Origin of the sequence: sulfur-oxidizing endosymbiont of Gigantopelta aegis (genome assembly GCF_016097415.1) — a bacterium.
Taxonomy (GTDB): Bacteria; Pseudomonadota; Gammaproteobacteria; order GRL18; family GRL18; genus GRL18.
In genome coordinates, this window is sequence record NZ_JAEHGE010000001.1 from 3,548,828 (window position 1) to 3,567,658 (window position 18,831).

Here is an 18,831-nt window from a genome sequence, read left to right on the forward strand (position 1 = left end):
CGAATCATTATAATTTTTCTATTGTCCAAAATCTATCTCAATAAATCATGACAACTATTTCTCTTGCACGTATTGGTCTTAATAAGGTATTTATGAAACGCACTCTCTTTTTTCTAGCTAAAAGTATTGCGGCTTTTTTTCTATTGCTGGTGTTATCAGCAACCCTGCTTATTGTATTGGAAATTAAAGTCAAATTGACTTATTTAAACAAACCCATAGAAATCGCCATCGAAAAACTACTGGATCGTGAATTTACTATGCAGGGCGATGTCTTTTTGAGTCCAACGTTATGGCCAACCCTGGAAATTCAAGAAGTTGTGATTGCTAATCCTGAGGAAGGCAATTGGCAATCAGGCAAAGAAATGTTACGTTTTGGGCGTTTACGTCTGCAATTAGGCTTACTGCCTTTATTGCGTAGAGAAATACACATTGCGGAAATCGTGGCAGAAAAAATCACCATGAATTTTGAAAGCACTGCTCAAGGTGTGCAAAACTGGGATTTTGAATCTTTAGCGAGTGCTGCTGAAAAAACAGAGATGTCAGAAGAGCAAAGCAAAGAGGATAAAAAACAGGGAGTTTTTCACCTTGAAGCCATAGAGAAAATCGTTTTTCAGGATATTAATGTCTACTTTATTGATCAGGCCTTAAATAAGCATATTCATTTTAATCTGGAACAACTTCATGGTGAGATTTTATCGTCACGGGATCTGAATATCAGTTTTAATGGCCGCTTAATTGATAAGCCTTTTTCAGTTAAATTAACCGGAGGCAGTCTAAATTTATTGCGTGATCGTAAACAGGAATGGCCTTTAAAGGTGCAAATGAATCTTGCTGGTACGGATATTCAACTATCCGGTGCTCTCATTGAGCGCCCAAATAAGGCGACTCATAGGGCTTTGCAAGCGTCACTTGAAATAGCTAAAACAGATTTAGGCGCCACCCTGAGCTGGCTTGGTATTATCGATGGTTTAGAAGCCGGTACTGAGCAATTAAGTATGCAGGTGCAATTGCAGGGAGATAATCTGACTGAGATCATTCAAGACGCGGATATTGCAATGCAATTAAAAAATGCTTGGTGGTATCTGGAGGATAAAAATACCGGCTCTAAACTGCCGATTAAAATTTCCCGTGGGACGGTATCGGCAAAAGGGGATCAAGCAGTACAGATCAATTTATCCAGTGTTATTGAAAAGTCGCCCAGGGAAATTAAAATGGCGATTAAAATTCAGGGAGCACCATTGATTAGTTTTTTCCGCAAAGACGCTAAATTACCTTTGACATTAAGCATCAACACCCTACAAACTGATTTAATGCTGACAACATATCTGACCCAGCCGGTAAATGTGAGCAATATGAATTTTACTATGCACTTCAGTGGTCAGCAATTGAGTGATTTAAACTCACTGATTAAAATGGACTTGCCGCCTATAGGCCCGTATCGTTTACAGGGGAATTTTGGCCGTAATCATGGTGGTTATTTTATAAAGAACCTACGTCTGAATATCAAAGAAAGTCAATTGCAAGGTGACATGCAATTTAATACCAGAGAGAAACCACCTTCATTAAGTGTTAATTTAACGAGTCCACAGATACAGATTAATGACTTTGATGTTGGAGAATGGACACCGACTAATAATAAAGTGTCGTCAACTAAAAAACAGTCGTCAACTAAAAAACAGTCGTCAACTAAAAAACAGTCGTCAACTAAAAAACAGCCATCAACTAAAAAAGATCCGGAACTCAACAAAGACCTACCCCGAAAACTATTGTCTTATGATAGCCTAAGTCGTTTTGATGCCCAAATTAACGTCGGTGTAGAGCAGGTATTATCAGGTGATGACACATTAGGCCGTGGCACAGCTTCATTGCAATTACAGCAAGCTCGATTGCATTTAAAACTAGCAGAGCTGATATTGCCCGGTGGTGATGTCAGCGCTGACTTTATTTTTCATCCCTCAGGGCAGGCAAGTGTTGATATTGCTTTGCAAGCCAGAATCAATGCCTTTGACTATGGTATCTTAGCTCGCCGCATTGATGCTCAAAGTGATGTGGCGGGCTTGATTGATCTTGATGTGGATTTATCGGCAAAGCAAGGCATAGATCTTGATTCCTTATTACAAAATAGCGAAGGGCATATCGATTTTGCCTGGCGGCCTCGTGCTTTAAATGCAGAGTTATTTGAGCTTTGGGCCATTAATGTTATCGCTTCGGTACTCAAGAAAACGGATAGTGATAATGCCTCCAAAGTAAATTGTGTTATCGGACGTTTTGTTTTGCATGAAGGTAAGATGAGAGAAAAAGTTATTTTTGCTGATACCAGTAAAATGAGAATGACTGGCACTGCCGAAGCAGATTTTAATGAGCGCAGTATTACTTTGAGAATTGTGCCGAATGCAAAGAAAGCTGAATTTTTTAGCCTGGCAACCCCTATTGGTTTAAAAGGCAGTTTTGATAAATTTGGGCTGTCCATTAATCCTTTGGGCTTGACAAAAACAGTGCTATCATTTGCCACCAGCCCTGTTCATGTTCCTGTACGGCGTCTGTTTTCTAAAGGTTTACCTGAAGATGGAATCAAAGCCTGTCAGCAGATGTGGAAAATTTCAGAAGAAGTGGAATTAAAACCATAGCATTAAGGTCGGAAATCCAATAAGTGGAAAAAAATTTGATTAATAGCATATTAAGCCTGAGCCTATCCAGTCGAATACTGATTAGTCTGTTCTTGGGTATTGTTTTAGGGCTATTTATTGGCGAACATGTGCTAGCCATTCAATGGGTTGGTGAAGTTTGGATTCGGCTCATGCAAATGACGGTATTGCCCTATGTTGTCGTCTCGTTAATCAGTGGCGTTGGTTCTCTGGATAGTCAATTGGCAAAGAATCTGGCCATTCGGGGTGGTTTATTGTTACTGCTTTTCTGGCTCATTGCCGCCATTGTTATTTTTGCCATGCCTTTGACTTTTCCAATGTGGGATGATGCCTCATTTTATAGCTCTAATGTGATACAAGATAGAATGCCGTTTAATCCTATTGAAATTTACATCCCCAAAAACCCCTTTAATGCCATGGCCAATAGCACTGTCCCCGCAGTGGTATTATTTTGTATTGCCGTAGGCGTGGCATTGATTGGTCATAAAGATAAAGCCCTATTAGTTGATAGTTTTAAAGTCTTCACCGATGTGTTGGCAAAAGTCATGAGCTTTATGGTACAGCTAACACCGATTGGGGTATTTGCGATTGTTGCCGTATCAGCAGGCACCATGACACTCGAGCAATTAACCCATCTTGAGGTGTATTTTGTTGTTTACATTGTGGCCTCTATGTTATTAACCTTTGTTATCCTGCCCTTATTAATCGCAACACTGACACCGTTTTCTTATAAGGATATTTTACGCCATTCACGCTCGGCATTATTGACGGGATTTATTGCCCAGAATGTGTTTATTATTTTACCCATGCTGATAGAAAACTCCAAAGCGATTTTTAAAAAATATCAATTGGATTCAGAAAAAAACGATCATGTTGTTGATGTGATCATTCCGGTTACATTTAATTTTCCCAATGCCGGACGCTTGCTGGCGCTGATTTTTGTGCCCTTTGCGGCATGGATGTCCGGTGCGCCATTAGAACTTTCTCAATACCCTGAATTCTTAAGCACAGGGATTTTTAGTCTCTTTGCCAAGGCACAAGTGGCCTTGCCCTTTTTATTGGATCTGTTTCATATTCCGCAAGATACCTTCAATTACTATATTCCCAGCTCCATTATTAATGGCAAATTTGACACCATGGTGAGTGTCATGAATTTGTTTGCCTTTAGTTTGATAGTGACTATTGGCCTAAGTGGTCAATTAATCTTTAGCCGAAAAAAAATAATCAAAAATTTATTTTTAACGACGCTTGCCTTATTGCTTTCGGTGCTATTAACCAAGGCTTTTTTAGAGCAAACAGTCGATTATAGCTATAATAAAGATCATTTGATTATGTCGATGAATCTTCCGGAAAAAATACCCTTAGTAGAGAATGTGGTTTATGATAAATCAAGAGCAATGATTGATAAGCCCTATGTGGCTGAAACTTTAGATAATCAATTATTGCAACGTATTAAACAACGGGGAGTATTAAGAGTTGGCTATCATCCCAAGCGTATACCTTTTTCATATCATAATAATACTCAACACTTAGTTGGAATGGATGTTGAATTATTTTATCATCTTGCCCAAGAGCTAGGGGTTAAATTAGCCTTTTACCCGGTGTCCTGGCAAAGCTATGTGGCACAATTGAATCAGGGTGAAGTGGATATTATTCCCGGTGTTTATTATGAAACGTTTAATTTAATGAATACGGAGCTCACTAATCCCTATATTGATGGTCAATTGGGTTTAGTTGTTAAAGATTACAAACGTCAGCGTTTGGGGGATAGACAAGTGCTCAGGAAAATGCCGTCACTTAAATTGGCCTTATTGGGTGAGCCGGTATTTATTCAACGTATGAGTCGTACCTTGCAGTCATTTATTCCGGATACACAATTGCATATTATTCCTATCAATAGCTATGATGATTTTTTTGCCATGACTGACGAGCAAGTGGATGGATTGGTAGAAACGGTAGAAATTGGTTCTGCGCTCACTTTGTTACACCCTGAATATACCATTATCATTCCCAAAAAATCAGTACTTAAATTTCCTATGAGTTTCGCCATTGCTAAAGGCGAAAAAGATTTTTGATTTTTATGACCCAATGGATTACAGCAAAAAAATATTCCGGTCTTATTCATGAAGTCAATCAGTATTGGGTAGAAGGTAAGGGCTCGGAGAAGAGTGCCGCGCGATGGTCTATTATGCATGATGTTTTAGGCTGGTGAGTTATTTTATTATTTCAGGAGTTAGCAATGCGTATGATTAGATTTGCCTGGCTTTTTTTACTATTGTTTTTTTTGCTTGTGTTTAGTTTGACTGCTTTTGCTACGGAAGATAAAATTTATCCGAGTCTATGGGATGCTAATGATGCGGTGTTGCAAAAAAATCTGGAAAATATCATTAAGCAGCAAGGTCTCTGGAAAGTTGTGCGTAATAAACATTTGGCCTTGGTACTGGTTGATATCAGTAATTTAAAGCAGCCAAAACTGGCAGAGCTCAATGGTAATCAAATGATTTATGCGGCCAGCTTACCCAAAGTGGCTATTTTGCTGGCTGCTTTTGTTGAAATTGAGCGAGGCAATTTAAAAGAATCTGCTGAGCTTTATGAACATCTAACGAAAATGATCCGCTATTCCAGCAATCAATCGGCTAGTTACATATTATCTCTAGTCGGAGGTGAGCGAGTCTTAGAAATCATTCAAGATCCTGAATTTGCTTTATACGATCGGCAGCATAATGGTGGGCTTTGGGTGGGTAAGGCTTATGCAAAAGGTACGGCCTTCCATCGTGATCCCATGTATAACTTGTCACATGGTGCAACGGCTATTCAGGTGGCACGATTTTATTATTTATTGGAAACACAGCAATTATTGAACAAAAAAAATAGTCTGAGAATGAAACAAATTTTGGGCAAGCCGGGGATAAATCATAAGTTTGTAAAAGGCTTACAAGCTATTCCGGGAGTAAAGATTTATCGAAAGTCAGGCTCTTGGAAAAATTTTCATGCTGACAGCGCTTTAGTTGAATATAAAAAATATCAATATATTTTGATTGGTCTCTCAGATTCATCAACCGGTGGTCATTGGCTGACGACGCTAGCCAAGCCTATCCATGAACTGATCACCGGTGATAGAATTATTGTTAAGTAATTTTCAAACAGTGTCATGGGTATAAAGACTTATTTGGCTTTAGTAGCGTAATACAATAATTTGGCCACTTTCTTTCGGTCGCTTCCCCAGCGGGCATTATTTAACATAATAACAAAGGGGTAATTGTCACCGCTAGGAGCAAGCATATAGCCTGCATAAGTGGAAATGCCTTTTAAAGTCCCTGTTTTGGCTTGAAAATGCTGTTGATCAATCCGAAGTAGCTGCTGGTGGGGTTGGAAGTGCTGTACTATTTTCAGCATTTGATGGGCGCTAAATTGATTTTTTCGAGATAAGCCTGAGCCTTCTTCTAAGGTAAAACCCTGTAGGCCAATGCTCTCATTAAGAAATTCACTAATGACCTGTGTTCCCTTGGCAAGATCAGCAGGAAGGCCTTTTTTGATTCCCCCTAAAATAATGACTAACTGATTGGCGATGAGATTATTGGAGTATTTTAGTAAATTCTGAAGGATGTCAGCCAGAGCTTGCGATCGGTGTTCATAGAGTTTGATGGCATCATCAGGCACCGACTTATGAATGATTTTCACAGGCATATCAATGCCTTCGCGTTGGAGAAAAATCTGCAATAATTCTGCAAAATAACGTAAGATTAGCGCATTATTGTTGCCAATATTAATGCGGTGTTTGCCGTTAGGAAGATGGCTTGCCAATTTAATGGCTGTTGCAGTGAGAGGCGTTTGTGCTTCGGCACTACGAATTTTTCCATGAGCCAACTTTTCAATGTAAATGGTATTGAAATTAGCTAATAAAGCGCTAACAGAGGAGTCGTATGGATTGCTTGATGCTGACTGTCCATGAACTTTTATCTGTGCTTTGAAAGCACCAGTATCCAACCAGAAGCCATTGAGTGCAGTGATATTTTTTTTGCTTAATTGCTGTTTTATCTGTTTGGCTATGGTGGCCATTGATTCTGATGTCAGTGTTGGGTCACCTGCACCTTTGATTGCTAAATAATTATCCGCAGTGAGATAAAAGGGAGTACGGATGCGATAGTCTTCCCCCAAATGGCTTAATAAGGCATCAGCCGTGGCAATTTTTAGCACCGAAGCGGGTACCATGGGCTGATCAGCATTATGGGAAAAAAGAATGTCGCCCGCTGGTGAACTTAAGACTGCTGAGCCACCTTTGAGTGCTTTAATGAGCGATGTTTGCCAGTCACTGCCCATTGCACTGATTGGTAAAATAAAGAATAAAAGCAATAGGAAAATATGTTTTTTGATCATGGTGTCGTTTGCTTGTTTTTACCGTTAGTAGCATCCCCGCTCTGAAACTATGTTGCATTTCCAAGTACCACGGGCATAGAGTGACTATTGTACGTCAACTCGTGGCGGAATATGGATGTTTTTTTTAAGTAGGATTTAAAGACTAATTAATATAAAATGATGGCCTCAAAATCAATTCTGCTCAGAGCAATCAAGGATATAATAAATGGTAATATTGAGTTTTTTTAGCAACCTAAGCCCATTTAAACGGGTGATTCTTGCATTAATCTTAGGTATTTCAGCGGGATTGATTTTTGGTGAGCCCATGGGCAACCTTGAAGTCATGGGTGTGGTATACATTCGTTTGTTGCAAATGACGGTACTGCCTTATATTTTGGTTTCTATTATCGGTGGCCTAGGGCGTTTAGACAGTCACATGGCGGGTCGAATTGGTATGAAAGCCATTCGGGTCATTCTTATTATCTGGTTGGCTGTTATGTTAACCTTGATATTGCTCCCTTTGGCCTATCCTAACTGGGAAACATCAGGATTTTTTAGTAGTAGTTTAGTAACTGAAGTGCCACCCTTTAATTTTGTGGATCTCTATATTCCCTCCAATATTTTTTCCTCTCTTTCAAATACGATTGTTCCTGCGGTGGTGTTGTTCTCCTTACTTATGGGGGTGTCACTGATTAATGTAAAAAATAAAGAACCCTTTATTACCCTGACGAATAGTGTTGCGGATACCCTGATGGGTGTGGCTTCATTTGTGGCAAAATTGGCGCCTTTTGGGATTTTTGCTATTTCATCTGCAGCAGCAGGTACATTAGATCCGGAAGAGTTGGGTCGTTTACAAGTCTTTTTGTGGGTTTATCTTATTGCCGCAGCTTTGTTAGGCCTCGTTTTATTACCTTTAATTTTGCATTGGGCTACGCCTTTTTCTTATCGTCGAATTTTATCTGTTTCGGGTGAAGCGGTGATTACGGCACTGGCAACAGGGACTGTATTGGTTGTATTACCGATGATCATCGAGCGTTGTAAAGCGATGTTGGAAGAGGAAGGCATGGCCTGTGAAGAAACCATGTCAACCGTCGATGTGCTGGTGCCAACAGCCTATAGTTTTCCCAGTACCGGTACTTTATTAGGCTTGGGATTTATCTTGTTTTCATCTTGGTATGTTGGCTCGCCGTTATCAATCGATCAGTATCCATCTTATATCACCATGGGCGCATTATCGGCCTTTGGTAGCATGGCTGTAGCAATTCCTTTCATGTTGGACTTTTTTGGTTTGCCTGCCGATCAGTTTCAACTCTATCTCTTAGGCAGTGTTGTGACAGCCCGTTTTGCTACCGGTTTGGCTGCTTTGCATGGTTTTGTGGTGACGCTTTTGGTGGCTTCAGCCGTTATGCGACGTTTAAAGTGGCATCGTCTATTTCAGGCCATCGGTTTACACCTTGGCGTGACAGCAGGGGTGATGATTTTGGCCGGCTTTGCCTTAACGAATCTTATTCCCTATGAATATTCAGGCAGTCGTGACTTTGAGTCAATGCGCTTAATTGGCACACAACAAGCGAAAATCAAGCAGGTGACTAAGCCAGAGCCTTTGAGTGCCGAGCAACAGACGCGTTCACGTTTGGATGTGATACTCGAACGTGGTTCGATTAGAGTGGGGTATTTCTCGAATTCTTTGCCTTACTCCTTTCGTAATAACAAGGCTGAACTAGTGGGTTATGACATGGAAATCATACATGAATTAGCCGGTGATCTGAATTTAAAGGTAGAGTATTCTCATATTAAAAAACGTGGTTTAGAGGCTAAGATGTTAGCAGATGGTCGTATTGATATCGCTATTGGCGGTACTGCGATTACCCCACTAACGGCATTGCAAGTGACTTATACCCAGCCTTATATGCACCATACGGCTGGTATGGTGGTGCGAGATAAATTACGTGATGATTTCTCGTCTATGGCAAATATTAATGCCATGGAAAATTTAACCATTGCGGTACCCAAGAGTTCTTATTATGCACGTCTGGTTAAGCACTATTTCCCTAATGCGGAGCAAGTTGAAGTGAGCAGTGCTCGAGAGTTTTTTAAAGGAAAGCATAAGGGCGTTGATGCCTTTATCTATTCAACTGAAGCGGGCTCAGCCTGGAGTTTATTGTATCCTGAATATACGGTAGTGGTGCCTAAGGGGCTGAAATTTAAAGTCCCAGCTGCTTTTGAATTACCTAAAGATCAACTGGCCTATGCCCGTTATATCAATACCTGGTTGACCTTGAAAAGTGAAAATGGTTTCCTTGAGAAAGCCTACCAATATTGGATCTTTGGTATCGATCCCAAGCCGAAAGCACCTCGCTGGTCAGTTGTGCGAAATGTTTTTGGTTGGAATATTTAAGCTTGAAATTATAAGCTGTGTCGCCAGCTTTTAGCTTCTCCCTTCTTTAGAAGGGGGATTGAGGGGGTTGGCTTTAGATTTAATGTAAGCGCTAATGTTTTCTCTAACGGCAGCATTATATTCTGTTTGCATGGATGGTAAGACAATCGGGTCGGCTTCACCTGTCAGCTCGTTCATAAAGACTTTTTTCACTTCAGTGGCTAATACCAGCACATTATCATACAAGCCATGGCAGTGAGCTGCCAGATAGCCCTTGCCAAAAAAAATGTCATTTTCAGCGGCAGTAATGTCAGCACCATCGACCTTGATGTTTTTCAATGCCGCCAGCCAGGCATCAATTACCGGACGCCAGCGGTCACTTTTTACTGAGCTTGTACCCAGATTAAATACCGGTAAGTCAGTGCGCTCATGGCGGCGATAATTATAAGAATGATTGTCATATACCAGACACTCGCCAAAATCTTCGGCTAAGGCCTCAACCACTGCTGAAACAATGCGATAGAATTGAGCATGTTTGGCTTTACTCGTCGCAATGGCTGTTGCGCTCAGCGGTGTTTTCCAAACCTCTTTGCCCCATGCAGTTTCATATACACATTCGTCAGTATTGCGGTTGAGATCATATTCATAGCGGGAATCATTGCCGGTCAGTGTAATGGCTTGTTGAGCAACAAAACTCGCGGTATAGGGGTCTTCTTCATAATAGCGTTCTGTTTGAGTTAATAAGCAATTGTCTGCTAACTCAGAGCGAAGATTGCCGCCATTGTGAATGGCTGCACACAGAGCGGGTTCATATTTATCTATTTTTAAAGTGAAACCACCGCCATCAATTGTGGCGGTAAAAAATTCTCGTTGTTTGATTTTGTTGATAATCGCTTCTTCAGAAAGCGTTTGCTCAGGGATAGAGGTTTTAGAAATAGAGAGTTCCGACATGTTATTTTGACATCCGTTTATTAGAGAGTATGACTGTCTCTAGAATAACAAATGTCGATGGATTGGTAAAATACTATGCTTAATAACTTGGAATGCTTGTGCTAAATAAGTTAGAATTTAATTTGAAATTATTATTACCTTAATGCTGTCAAATTAGCTAATGAGACGGATCAACCCCTAAAACGGATCAGTAAATATTCCAAACCGGTGAAGACGGTAGCCAATAGAAGTGATGAACACATTTATGATGAAGTAAAACGTCTGAAAAAAGAATTGGCAAAAGTGATTCAGGAAATGAAGCGCGCTTACGCTGACTGCAGCTAAAGATTACCCGGTAACGATTCTGTGCCGTTTTATGGATGTTTCCCGTAGTTGCTATTTGATTGGGTTAGCTCTCCTAAAACGGATAGAGAGAAAGAAAATGAAGCGCTTACTGAGCAGCTAAAAAACTGTTTGAAGACAGTCGCAAGACTTATGGAACCCGTCGTCTTAAAAAGAAAACTGGCTGAAAAAGGCGTTCATATAAGCCGCCGGAGAATTGGTCGATTAATGAAAAAGCCGGTTTGTTTTGTAAAACGAAGAGACGCTTTAAAGCGACGACTAATTCCAAGCATAATAAGCGTATATCTCCAAATTTACTGGAAAGAGAGTTTACTGTCTCTCAACCTGATCGCTACTATGTGGGTGATATTACCTATATTGCCACCAAGGAAGGCTGGTTATATTTAGCGGTTGTCATTGACTTATTCTCTAGGCAAATTGTTGGCTGGTCGATGGATGAGCGAATGAAAGCCAAGCTAGTCAATGATGCTTTACTGATGGCCATATGGAAGCGTAAACCAATGGATGGATTGCTTTGGCATACTGACCGAGGTAGCCAATATGCCTCTGATAGTCGAAAAATATTGTCGGATCATAACATAATTCAGTCTATGAGCCGCAAAGGAAATTGCTGGGACAATGCTGTATCAGAGAGCTTCTTTCATAGTTTGAAAACTGAATTGACGCACCATTGTCGATTCAAAACCAGAGTAGAAGCAAAGCAGGCAATATTTGAATATATTGAGGTATTTTATAATCGGGAGCGACTTCATTCGGCTAATGATTATTTGTCACCAGTCGATTATGAAATACAGCAGGAAATAGCTTAAATCGATTGATTGAAGAGGGGTAAAAGGCGACATAAATGCCGCCCATTACCGTTGACGGCCATCGGCTCCTCAGCCTGTGCCGTGAAGATATTGTAACAGGATCATTACCGTTGTGAAAATACCTTGGGTGAATGGAACGGCTCTATCGTTCCAGAGGGCAAAGCCCTTTCTCTTCATCTGTTTAAAGTTAACATGAGAAACTAAAATGATAGGAAATACAAAATGACAAAAATCACTTGAAACAGCCAAAAAAATATTTAGAAAACTGTCCGGAAAAGTGTTGACACATCAGAGATGCTGCGTTTAATCGACGCATTTTCCCTAAAATAGGTTTATTTTCTTATTTTTACAGGTCTCATCTCCTCATAATCGTCTCTGTACAATAAAAAATCCATTAAATGTTCCCAGGAGTCCATCACAAAAAAGGTAATAACCCCTCTGAACTTTTCCCACATTAATTTTTTAGAGCCAAACTTTTTACGACAAGCTTGATAAGCCCCATCGGTTAATTCAAAAATTTGATGGAAATAAAAAGCCAGCAAGGTTAACAGATACATATTAAAGCTCAGGTGCTTCTTCCCATGACCATAATTATGCTCAATGTGATAGCCTTGGTTCTTTAATGTGTTGAAACATTCGTTTTCTATTTTCCAACGACATCGACCCGCCTGGGTCATTGTTTGAATATTATGTTCACTGATCTTTATGTCGGTGACCCAGCTATTTCGGTAGATAATTTTCCCTGCGGTATTGGTGAGGGTATATTCAAAAAAGTTAACTTCAATGGCATTTTTTTCGCCATGTAAAGGGACATTATTTTTCCATCGATAATGATGTTGGTGCCCTTTTTCGTCAATCCAGTCCATTGATGGGAGTTCAGAAAATGCTTCAAGCCATTCAAATAAATATGTGTGATCACCAGGTTTGGCAACCAATAAATAATGCATCATTTCTTCAATTATATCTTCTATCATAGGTTGATGTGACATCAAACCATCACCACAAATCATAAATCCTTGTCTTGGATGTGCTTTTTTTAGATTGGCTATAAAACGTTTGGCTGCATTACTTTCACAATCCTGTTTTTTTGTACCATCCGTATTTTGTATTGCTTCAGGCATGACAGGGAGCACTTGCTTTTTATCGGGGTGCATAATGGCACCTTGTAAAACAGCATGACTGTAGGTTATTTCACCCGTTCTATGTTCTTTATGAAGACAACAGTCACAATGGACTTGCTTAGAGGAATAATATTGCGTGCCATCAATAACACAAAGCAATGTGTTGGGTAATACGGCATACTCTTCAAGATGCTTGTCGTCTGAGTCGTTCAAATAAATCTTTAAATGCAGGTGCAAATGTTTTAGAGGGTATGAGATCCAAAATGTCTCTTAGTTGACTATTTTTAGGAATTTTTTCAACATTAAAAAGAGTGCGTAAATTATTTTGATTCTGTTCCTCTTCCATCTGTTTCTGAAATTCACTTAAAGAGGGATCTTGAAAATACATGCAGGCAAAAGCACTCATAAGCACATCATGTTGACTGTAATCACACTTTCCTTGTACTCGGCTATCTTTGATTGCATGAAAGTGCAATGAGATGGCCTGTTTCAGGGCAGAAAAACTTAAATGTTTTTTTTGCTGACTTAAAGAGGCCAAAATTCACAGTACCAAGCATATAAAAGGGAAATATTTTTTAACATGAAGTCATTCAACCAATTGAAAAACAAGAGTTTGATCTCTTGTTTCTCAAAATGCAAGCTTTTTATTCGATTTTTTTAATTTTGCTAAAGTTACTGCGAAAAGTTTTTTTATTTCTGCTTGGTAAGCACCACTACAACTCAATTGTTCATCTCAGCGAGAATTGCTGACAAGAACTGGATATAAAACTCTATTATTTACCACCTTATAGCCCTAATTTAAACCCGATAGAACGATTATGGAAAGTCATGAATGAAAAAGTGAGAAATAATCATTGTTTTCACAGTGCCAAAGAATTTCGACAGAAAATTAATGATTTCTTTGACAATATTTTTTGCCCGAAATTGGAAAATCATTAGATGCTCGAATTAATGATAATTTTCAGACGTTCGATCCTGCATTTTCAAGTTGATTGGGTATAAAAAGTAAATCGAGGGATAATTACCTATAAATATCACGATAATAACTTATGTTTTTAAATTATATCGATCTATTTTCCCTAAAGATGCTTATTAAGATAGACAGAATTTGCTAATTTTTGTAAAATTCCACGGTTAAACTTAAAAACGGGGTGCGCAAGGCTTGTGCGTCCCGTTTGTGTATCTGGACTTTATGGGAGATTTCTTTGACTTACTCTGAAAAAGAGACCCGCTCTGACAATATTTTTGCCAATATGGCAACCGCACCGGCAATTTTGGCACTTGAAGATGGTACCGTTTTTTACGGTAAAGCCATTGGTGCTATTGGTGAAACCGTGGGCGAGGTGGTTTTCAACACCTCCATGACGGGCTATCAGGAAATTTTGACCGATCCTTCATACAAGGAACAAATTGTTACCCTGACCTATCCTCATATCGGCAATGTCGGTACGAACTCAGGTGATGAAGAATCGGATACGATTATGGCTCGTGGCCTGGTCATTCGTGATTTACCTTTACTCATGTCCAGTTGGCGTGGGGAAATGTCACTGTCTGACTATTTACGCAAGCATAATATTGTGGCAATTGCCGATATCGATACCCGTAAGTTGACCCGTATCCTGCGTAATAAAGGTGCTCAAAGCGGGGCAATTGTCGCTATTGAAGGAGATAAGTCGGCTTTAGACCAAGACGCTGCTATTGCGAAGGCTAAGGCATTTCCTGGAATTAAGGGCATGGACTTAGCTAAAGTCGTCACTACCGACACCTCTTATGAGTGGACTGAAGGTTCCTGGTCTTTGCAAACCAATGCCACTGAAAACATCAGCCAACTACCTTATCATGTGGTAGCCTACGATTATGGGGTGAAAAAGAATATTCTTCGGATGCTGGTTGATCGCGGCTGTAAAGTCACTGTTGTGCCTGCTCAAATGCCTGCCTGTGAAGTGCTGGCTATGAATCCGGATGGTATCTTCTTATCCAATGGGCCGGGCGATCCAGAGCCTTGTGATTATGCTATTGAAGCCATTGGCGATATTTTACAAAGTTCTACGCCATTGTTTGGTATTTGCCTAGGGCATCAATTACTGTCCCTAGCCAGTGGTGCAAAAACAGTGAAAATGAAATTTGGTCATCATGGTGGTAACCATCCGGTCAGTGATTTAGCCACCAAAACGGTGATGATCACCAGCCAGAACCATGGTTTTGCTGTTGATGAAGCCAGTTTGCCTGATAACCTCAAAGCAACCCATAAATCCTTATTTGATGGTTCCTTGCAAGGCGTGCATCGTACCGATGTACCGGCCTTTAGTTTTCAGGGACACCCTGAAGCCAGCCCAGGACCACATGATGTTGCCCCTTTATTCGATCATTTTATTGAATTGATTGAGCAACATAAATAATTAAAAGTTTTATTAAGATTAGACACCAAATTGTGAGTAAAGAATGCCAAAACGCGATGATATAAAAAGTATTCTGATTATTGGCGCCGGTCCAATTGTCATTGGTCAGGCCTGTGAATTTGACTATTCCGGAGCCCAGGCGTGTAAAGCGCTGAAAGATGAGGGTTATCGGGTGATTCTGGTGAATTCCAACCCTGCGACCATTATGACCGATCCTGAATTGGCTGATGCGACTTATATTGAACCCATCCATTGGAAAGTCGTTGCTAACATTATTAAAAAAGAACGTCCCGATGCCTTATTACCCACTATGGGTGGACAGACGGCACTGAATTGTGCGCTAGAACTGGATAAACGCGGTGTTTTGGCAGAATACAATGTAGAAATGATTGGTGCTGATAAAGACGCCATCAATAAAGCCGAAGATCGTGATTTATTCCGTAAGGCGATGATCAAAATTGGTCTGGATATGCCCAAGGCCTTTATTGCTCATAGCATGGAAGAAGCCGCCGGTGTACAAAAAAAATTGGGTGCTTTCCCCATTATTATTCGTCCCTCATTCACCATGGGTGGTAGTGGCGGTGGTATTGCCTATAACAAAGAAGAATTTGTCGAGATCTGTGAGCGTGGTCTAGATATGTCACCCACCAATGAATTATTGATTGAAGAATCTATTATTGGTTGGAAAGAATACGAAATGGAAGTGGTACGGGATAAGAATGATAATTGTATTATTATCTGCTCCATTGAAAACTTCGATGCCATGGGCGTGCATACCGGTGACTCAATTACCGTTGCACCGGCACAAACGCTGACCGACAAAGAATACCAAATCATGCGTAATGCTTCCTTGCAAGTGTTGCGTGAAATCGGTGTTGAAACCGGTGGTTCAAATGTGCAATTTGCGGTGAATCCAGAAAATGGTCGCTTGATCATTATCGAAATGAACCCGCGTGTGTCACGTTCTTCCGCTTTAGCTTCCAAGGCAACGGGTTTTCCGATAGCCAAAGTGGCAGCCAAGCTGGCAGTGGGTTATACCTTGGATGAGCTGGACAATGAAATCACTGGCGGCGCAACACCGGCTTCATTTGAGCCAACATTAGACTATGTGGTCACTAAAGTGCCCCGTTTTACTTTTGAAAAATTCCCTCAGGCGGATGATACCTTGACCACACAGATGAAGTCTGTGGGTGAAGCAATGGCGATTGGCCGGACTTTTCAGGAATCCTTACAAAAAGCCTTGCGCTCATTGGAAATCGATACTGATGGTTTCACTGAAATGTTCGATGAGTTGGAAGGTGATAATGATGACGAACAAATGGATTCTTTGCGTCATGCTTTACGTGTACCCGGTGCGCATAGAATCTGGTACGTTGGTGATGCCTTCCGTAAAGGCCTTTCCATGGAAGATATTCAGAAACTAACGGGTATTGACCCCTGGTTCTTAGTACAAATTGAAGAGTTGATACAAATAGAAGAAAGTATTCGTGACAAACATGTCATGGATCTCAATACGGATGATATGCTGGCACTGAAACGCAAAGGTTTCTCCGATTCTCGTCTATCCATTTTATTAAGTACAGACGAAGCGACGGTAAGAAAATACCGTCAGCAATTAAAGATTCGCCCTGTTTATAAACGAGTTGATTCTTGTGCGGCTGAATTTTCATCGGATACGGCCTATATGTATTCCACTTATGAAGAAGAGTGTGAATCTGCGCCATCGACTAAAGATAAAATCATGGTATTAGGTGGCGGTCCGAATCGTATTGGTCAGGGCATCGAATTTGATTATTGTTGCGTACATGCGGCTCATGCCTGTCGTGATGATGGTTTTGAAACCATTATGGTGAACTGTAATCCAGAAACTGTTTCTACTGATTATGACACTTCCGACCGACTCTACTTTGAACCGTTGACTCTGGAAGATGTGTTGGAGCTGATTGATTTGGAGCAGCCCAAGGGCGTGATCGTACAATATGGTGGTCAAACACCTCTGAAATTGGCGCGTGCTTTAGAAGCTGCGGGTGCGAATATTATCGGTACTTCACCGGATTCCATTGATTTAGCCGAAGATCGTGAACGTTTTCAAGCCATGATCGAAGAATTAGGCTTATTACAGCCACCTAACCGTACTGCCTCAGATGCCGAATCAGCGCCAGCCCTAGCTTCTGAAGTAGGCTATCCGCTTGTTGTCCGTCCCTCCTATGTATTAGGTGGGCGTGGCATGGAAATTGTCTATAACGAAGATGAACTGCGTAGCTATATGAGTAATGCGGTGAAAGTATCCAATGATGCGCCAGTATTGCTGGATCGTTTCCTTGATGATGCTGTTGAAGTGGATATTGATGCCATTTGTGATGGTGAAAACGTCCTCATTGGCGGCATTATGCAACATATTGAACAAGCAGGGGTTCACTCCGGTGATTCTGCTTGTTCTATACCACCATACAATCTTTCTGAAGAAATTCAGGATAGACTGCGTGATCAAGCCTCGCGCATGGCGATGAAATTAGGTGTTATTGGTTTGATGAATACACAATTTGCCATCAAGGGTGATGATATTTATGTCTTGGAAGTGAATCCACGCGCTTCACGTACCGTACCATTTGTATCCAAGGCAACGGGCATTTCGTTGGCAAAAATAGCCGCCTTGTGTATGACAGGTAAATCACTGAAAGAGCAAAATCAATTAGAAGAAGCTAAGCCGGACTTTTTCTTTGTTAAAGAGTCCGTTTTCCCGTTCATTAAATTCCCCGGTGTGGATCCCATTTTAGGTCCAGAAATGAAGTCAACAGGTGAAGCAATGGGCATGGGCAAGACCTTTGGTGAAGCCTTTGGTAAATCACAATTATCCGCTGGCGTTGAACTACCTAAGGGCGGTAATGCCTTTATCAGTGTGCGTGAAGCGGATAGGCCAAAACTGCTTGAATTGGCCATAAAGATCCAAAAATTAGGCTTTAATATGTTAGCGACTTCGGGCACTCATCGCTTACTTGCCGAGCAAGGCATTGCAACAACATTGGTCAATAAGGTAAAAGAGGGTCGTCCACATATTGTTGATATGATTAAAAATGACGAAATTAATCTGATTGTTAATACCACAGAAGGCAAAAAAGCCATTGCCGATTCTTCCATGATCCGTCGTCAGGCATTACAACACAAAGTCACTTATGCCACGACAATTGCAGCGGCTGATGCCCTGTGTGAAGCGCTCATGATTGATGGCATTCATGAAGGTGATGTGGAAGTTTATCGTTTACAGGATATTCACTAAGCTAAAACTCTTAAGGTCAATAGCAAAAATAACGTAAACACGAAAAGAGTTGAGCAGAAAAGGAAAAACAAGTAATGAACAATAAAGTACCTCTAACCAAGGCTGGTGCAGACAAGCTACATACTGAATTAAAAGAACTTAAATCAGTACGCCGCCCTAGAGTGATTCAGGCAATTGCAGAAGCACGTGAACATGGTGATTTAAAAGAAAATGCCGAATACCATGCCGCCCGTGAAGAACAGGGTTTCATTGAAGGTCGTGTAAAAGATATTGAAGGCAAATTATCCAATGCTCAAATCATCGATGTCACCACGATGAAAGATACTGGACGGGTGATTTTTGGCACCACCGTTGTGGTGTATGATGAAGACGCTGACAAGGAAATTACTTATCAAATTGTTGGTGAAGACGAAGCGGATATTAAAAAAGGTAAAATCTCTTATTCATCACCCGTTGCCATGGCACTAATCGGTAAAGAAGTCGATGATGTGGCTATCGTAAAAGCCCCCAATGGCGATAAAGAGCTGGAAATCATTGAAATCAAATACATCTAA

The 18,831-nt window shown here is 40.7% G+C and carries 12 protein-coding genes and 2 pseudogenes; 10 read left to right on the forward strand and 4 right to left on the reverse strand.

What is annotated here, in order from left to right; genetic code table 11:
- The first annotated feature begins 47 nt into the window (after positions 1–47).
- The 4 genes from JEU79_RS18215 to JEU79_RS18225 are packed head-to-tail and all read left to right on the forward strand — an operon-like array spanning position 48 to position 5,781.
- Positions 48–2,627, forward strand: coding sequence for an AsmA family protein (locus JEU79_RS18215; RefSeq protein ID WP_198265253.1), 2,580 nt, complete (start codon positions 48–50; stop codon positions 2,625–2,627).
- Positions 2,628–2,662: 35 nt separating this feature from the next.
- Complete coding sequence (locus tag JEU79_RS18220) at positions 2,663–4,720, forward strand: cation:dicarboxylate symporter family transporter (RefSeq protein WP_198265254.1); 2,058 nt, start codon at positions 2,663–2,665, stop codon at positions 4,718–4,720.
- A 5-nt stretch (positions 4,721–4,725) separates the two neighbouring features.
- The gene (locus tag JEU79_RS27655) at positions 4,726–4,857 is read left to right on the forward strand and encodes a hypothetical protein (RefSeq protein ID WP_281400959.1); all 132 of its coding nucleotides are present in this window, start codon (positions 4,726–4,728) and stop codon (positions 4,855–4,857) included.
- 27 nt (positions 4,858–4,884) lie between these two features.
- A complete protein-coding gene (locus tag JEU79_RS18225) occupies positions 4,885–5,781 on the forward strand; it encodes a serine hydrolase (RefSeq protein ID WP_198265255.1) in 897 nt (298 codons plus the stop codon).
- Between the two features lie 29 nt (positions 5,782–5,810).
- Here the strand turns inward: JEU79_RS18225 and JEU79_RS18230 are convergent, their stop codons facing one another.
- The gene (locus JEU79_RS18230) at positions 5,811–7,022 is read right to left on the reverse strand and encodes a D-alanyl-D-alanine carboxypeptidase/D-alanyl-D-alanine-endopeptidase (protein ID WP_198265256.1); all 1,212 of its coding nucleotides are present in this window, start codon (positions 7,020–7,022) and stop codon (positions 5,811–5,813) included.
- A 205-nt stretch (positions 7,023–7,227) separates the two neighbouring features.
- Between JEU79_RS18230 and JEU79_RS18235 the strand changes: the two genes are divergently transcribed.
- Complete coding sequence (locus JEU79_RS18235; protein WP_198265257.1) at positions 7,228–9,399, forward strand: cation:dicarboxylate symporter family transporter; 2,172 nt, start codon at positions 7,228–7,230, stop codon at positions 9,397–9,399.
- A gap of 30 nt (positions 9,400–9,429) precedes the next feature.
- Here JEU79_RS18235 and JEU79_RS18240 read toward each other — a convergent pair whose 3' ends face one another.
- On the reverse strand, positions 9,430–10,329 hold the full coding sequence (locus JEU79_RS18240) for an N-formylglutamate amidohydrolase (RefSeq protein ID WP_198265258.1): 900 nt from the start codon (positions 10,327–10,329) through the stop codon (positions 9,430–9,432).
- Positions 10,330–10,476: 147 nt separating this feature from the next.
- Here JEU79_RS18240 and JEU79_RS28810 point away from each other — a divergent pair.
- A pseudogene (locus JEU79_RS28810) lies at positions 10,477–11,480 on the forward strand (IS3 family transposase); the annotation flags it as partial.
- A 332-nt stretch (positions 11,481–11,812) separates the two neighbouring features.
- Here JEU79_RS28810 and JEU79_RS18250 read toward each other — a convergent pair.
- Together JEU79_RS18250 and JEU79_RS18255 are read right to left on the reverse strand one after the other, a co-directional pair.
- Positions 11,813–12,814 (reverse strand): hypothetical protein, encoded by a 1,002-nt coding sequence (locus JEU79_RS18250; protein WP_198265260.1) that lies wholly within the window; start codon positions 12,812–12,814, stop codon positions 11,813–11,815.
- Positions 12,786–13,139 carry a transposase family protein gene (locus tag JEU79_RS18255; RefSeq protein ID WP_198265261.1) on the reverse strand — a complete coding sequence of 118 codons (354 nt, stop codon included), beginning with the start codon at positions 13,137–13,139 and terminating at the stop codon, positions 12,786–12,788. The genes JEU79_RS18250 and JEU79_RS18255 overlap by 29 nt, the downstream gene beginning before the upstream one ends.
- A 218-nt stretch (positions 13,140–13,357) precedes the next feature.
- Here JEU79_RS18255 and JEU79_RS18260 point away from each other — a divergent pair.
- The 4 genes and pseudogenes from JEU79_RS18260 to greA all read left to right on the forward strand — a co-directional run.
- A pseudogene (locus JEU79_RS18260) lies at positions 13,358–13,593 on the forward strand (transposase); the annotation flags it as partial.
- 261 nt (positions 13,594–13,854) lie between these two features.
- Positions 13,855–15,000: a glutamine-hydrolyzing carbamoyl-phosphate synthase small subunit gene (gene carA, locus JEU79_RS18265; RefSeq protein WP_198266069.1), complete on the forward strand. Its 1,146-nt coding sequence runs from the start codon at positions 13,855–13,857 to the stop codon at positions 14,998–15,000.
- 43 nt (positions 15,001–15,043) lie between these two features.
- A complete protein-coding gene (carB, locus tag JEU79_RS18270) occupies positions 15,044–18,277 on the forward strand; it encodes a carbamoyl-phosphate synthase large subunit (RefSeq protein ID WP_198265262.1) in 3,234 nt (1,077 codons plus the stop codon).
- A gap of 74 nt (positions 18,278–18,351) precedes the next feature.
- Positions 18,352–18,831, forward strand: coding sequence for a transcription elongation factor GreA (gene greA / locus JEU79_RS18275; RefSeq protein WP_198265263.1), 480 nt, complete (start codon positions 18,352–18,354; stop codon positions 18,829–18,831).

Coding starts and splice junctions, on each gene's coding strand:
- JEU79_RS18230 (WP_198265256.1), bottom strand. CDS start 7,022: ATGATCAAAAAACATATTTTCCTATTGCTTTTATTCTTTATTTTACCA.
- carB (WP_198265262.1), top strand. CDS start 15,044: ATGCCAAAACGCGATGATATAAAAAGTATTCTGATTATTGGCGCCGGT.
- JEU79_RS27655 (WP_281400959.1), top strand. CDS start 4,726: ATGACCCAATGGATTACAGCAAAAAAATATTCCGGTCTTATTCATGAA.
- carA (WP_198266069.1), top strand. CDS start 13,855: ATGGCAACCGCACCGGCAATTTTGGCACTTGAAGATGGTACCGTTTTT.
- JEU79_RS18235 (WP_198265257.1), top strand. CDS start 7,228: ATGGTAATATTGAGTTTTTTTAGCAACCTAAGCCCATTTAAACGGGTG.
- greA (WP_198265263.1), top strand. CDS start 18,352: ATGAACAATAAAGTACCTCTAACCAAGGCTGGTGCAGACAAGCTACAT.
- JEU79_RS18225 (WP_198265255.1), top strand. CDS start 4,885: ATGCGTATGATTAGATTTGCCTGGCTTTTTTTACTATTGTTTTTTTTG.
- JEU79_RS18215 (WP_198265253.1), top strand. CDS start 48: ATGACAACTATTTCTCTTGCACGTATTGGTCTTAATAAGGTATTTATG.
- JEU79_RS18240 (WP_198265258.1), bottom strand. CDS start 10,329: ATGTCGGAACTCTCTATTTCTAAAACCTCTATCCCTGAGCAAACGCTT.